The 2,263-nt window shown below is 51.7% G+C and carries 3 protein-coding genes; 1 reads left to right on the plus strand and 2 read right to left on the minus strand.

The window, feature by feature from the left end; genetic code table 11:
- Positions 1-11 precede the first annotated feature (11 nt).
- Complete coding sequence (locus tag JRI89_17940; GenBank protein MBW2073113.1) at positions 12-374, plus strand: hypothetical protein; 363 nt, start codon at positions 12-14, stop codon at positions 372-374.
- A 26-nt stretch (positions 375-400) separates the two neighbouring features.
- On the opposite strand, the gene JRI89_17945 is transcribed toward JRI89_17940, so the two are convergent.
- On the minus strand, positions 401-1,174 hold the full coding sequence (locus JRI89_17945; protein MBW2073114.1) for a TIGR00266 family protein: 774 nt from the start codon (positions 1,172-1,174) through the stop codon (positions 401-403).
- Positions 1,175-1,733: 559 nt separating this feature from the next.
- Positions 1,734-2,144, minus strand: a complete 411-nt coding sequence (locus JRI89_17950) for a putative toxin-antitoxin system toxin component, PIN family (protein MBW2073115.1) — start codon at positions 2,142-2,144, stop codon at positions 1,734-1,736.
- Between the last annotated feature and the right edge of the window lie 119 nt (positions 2,145-2,263).

A 2,263-nucleotide genomic window follows, 5' to 3' on the forward strand; every position in this document is an offset into this window, starting at 1 on the left:
GGAGCATCCAAATGGCAGTAGCGTTACAGAGATATCGTGGCAGCCAGATTTACTGCCTGGTTTATTGTCGGCTGCTCGAGGCGGCCAGGAAGAAAGAGGGAGTATGGTATGAGGAACTTCGCCAGATGATGGCTCTGGAGCCAGGTGCTGATTCGGCCAGGGAAATTGGCCGCCTTCTGGGCGAGATCAATGAGGAAGAGCACAGCAATGGCAGGCCATTGCTCAGCGCCGTAGCAGTGGACCCCACTACCAGAATGCCCGGTGAAGGATTCTTCAGATACGCCAGGCAGGTCAATAAATTCGCCGGCGAAACAGAAGAAGACAAGCGCCAATTCTGGCGGGATGAAATCCAGAAGGTATATGAAGTCTGGTAGTCACACCCTCAATCAATGATCTACTGCTAGTACTCCTTATCTCCCCCCAGAATACCGCCAAGGATGCCGCCGCCTATGCCAGCAAAGCCACTCTTCTCACCCCGCTGCTCGAAGCGCGCCGCTGCATAGAGCCGGTCCGCCAGACGAGAAAAGGGCAGGCTTTGCAGGTAGAGGAGTCCTGGGCCGGTCATCTTCGCCAAAACAATGCCTTCCCCGCCGAAAAGAGCGTTCTTGAAGCCGCCCACAAACTCGATGTCGTAGTCCACGGACGGAGCAAAGGCCACCAGGCATCCGGTATCCACCCGCAAGGTCTCCAGATCGCGGAGCTCTCTCTTCATGATTGTGCCTCCTGCGTGCACGAAAGCCAGGCCATCGCCCTCCAGTCTTTGCAAGATAAAACCTTCACCACCGAACAGCCCTGTCCCCAGTTTCTTGGTGAAGGCCACCTCGATTTCTATGCCTTCGGCAGCGCACAGGAAGGCATCCTTTTGACACAGAAAACTGCCGCCCAACTTGTCGAGCTCAAGGGGAATTATCTTCCCGGGATAGGGAGCACCGAAAGCCACACGGGCTTTTTCATTGCCATTGTTGAGAAAGGTGGTAATAAAAAAGCTCTCCCCTGTGAGCATTCGTTTGAACCCTCTGAAGAGTCCTCCTCCAGTGGAGGTTTGCATCACAATGCTGTCGTCCATGTACATCATGGCCCCGGCCTCGGCTCTCACACCTTCGCCAGGGTCAAGTTCCACTTCCACAATCTGCATATCATCGCCAAGAATCCGGTAGTCAATCACATCAGCCATTGCAATTCCTCCGACTGTCTGTTGCCAATTCAGAAAAGCCTGAAATTTACCGCCAGCACCAATATAATAACACCACAGACAGCGTCCAGCCACTGTCCTGGTGTTCATACACGCCTCAGCTGTATGTGCTCCTCTATCCAATCGGTGTTCACCCGGACGGAGCCCAGCAGCCCGGCATCTCCTCTGTGTACGCCACCATTGTCAAATAATGAAGGTAATTGGTAGCATGGCGTCATTCTATTGCTGCCCCTAGCGCAACCTGAAGCTTGCGCCTGCCGGTGGCGCTGCGCGCAGTTGCAGGGCTCACAGTGTACGGCAACCCGGATAATCAGTAGCTGCAGGCTTTAGCCTGCGTTTGCCCACGATCAACATCGTCTTTACATATATATCTATTTCCTGCTGCCTGACCACCCCCTGCCTGCTCTCCGCACCGCCATTTCTTATCTCGAAAACATTATCCTAAGATAAATATCAGACTATCTTTGAAGCATTTATTCTAGATTATCAGATAGTTGTCTGACTAAAGCCAACGGCAACCTAGCAGAAGAACTTTGTAATCCTATGGACGTGCAATTTTGTCAAGAAATTCAGATGGGGTGAGAATTAACACAGGAGGATCAGGAACGCTCAACATGTGCTCATCACCAGAGATAATCGCCTCAGCCTTACCGCTCAATGCACACCAGATGAACTTGTCGTCTTCGGGGTCATCTAGTATCACGGGCGGTCCCGTAGGCACGGTAATGATTTCAAACCAGGGAAGGATTTCAACTGAAATCAGATAGTCAATTTCTTTTTGGGACAACTTGAATCTGGGGTAGCTGAAAACCTTGAGATACTCCTTGAACACCGCCTCGGAGGCAAGCGGCTGAATCCTGCCGGCCTTCCAGAGTGGAATCAGCCTTGCCGGTCTCCCCCCGAAGAGCAAAGCTGAGATCAGTACATTGGTGTCAATGACAACTCTTTTCATTTAGGACGAGCCCATTTTATCGCCTCTTCCAAAGAGTTCTCCGAAAGCCCCAACTTCTTGATCTTCATACGTATATCCTCCAGATTCGAATGGTAGATCTTTACCGGTTTCAGAATAAC

The sequence above is a fragment of the Deltaproteobacteria bacterium genome (genome assembly GCA_019309045.1).
Lineage (GTDB): Bacteria > Desulfobacterota > Syntrophobacteria > BM002 > BM002 > JAFDGZ01.

What these genes read in the sequence shown, in the direction of transcription:
- JRI89_17940 (MBW2073113.1), top strand. Translation starts at nt 12, where the DNA reads ATGGCAGTAGCGTTACAGAGATATCGTGGCAGCCAGATTTACTGCCTG.
- JRI89_17945 (MBW2073114.1), bottom strand. Translation starts at nt 1,174, where the DNA reads ATGGCTGATGTGATTGACTACCGGATTCTTGGCGATGATATGCAGATT.
- JRI89_17950 (MBW2073115.1), bottom strand. Translation starts at nt 2,144, where the DNA reads ATGAAAAGAGTTGTCATTGACACCAATGTACTGATCTCAGCTTTGCTC.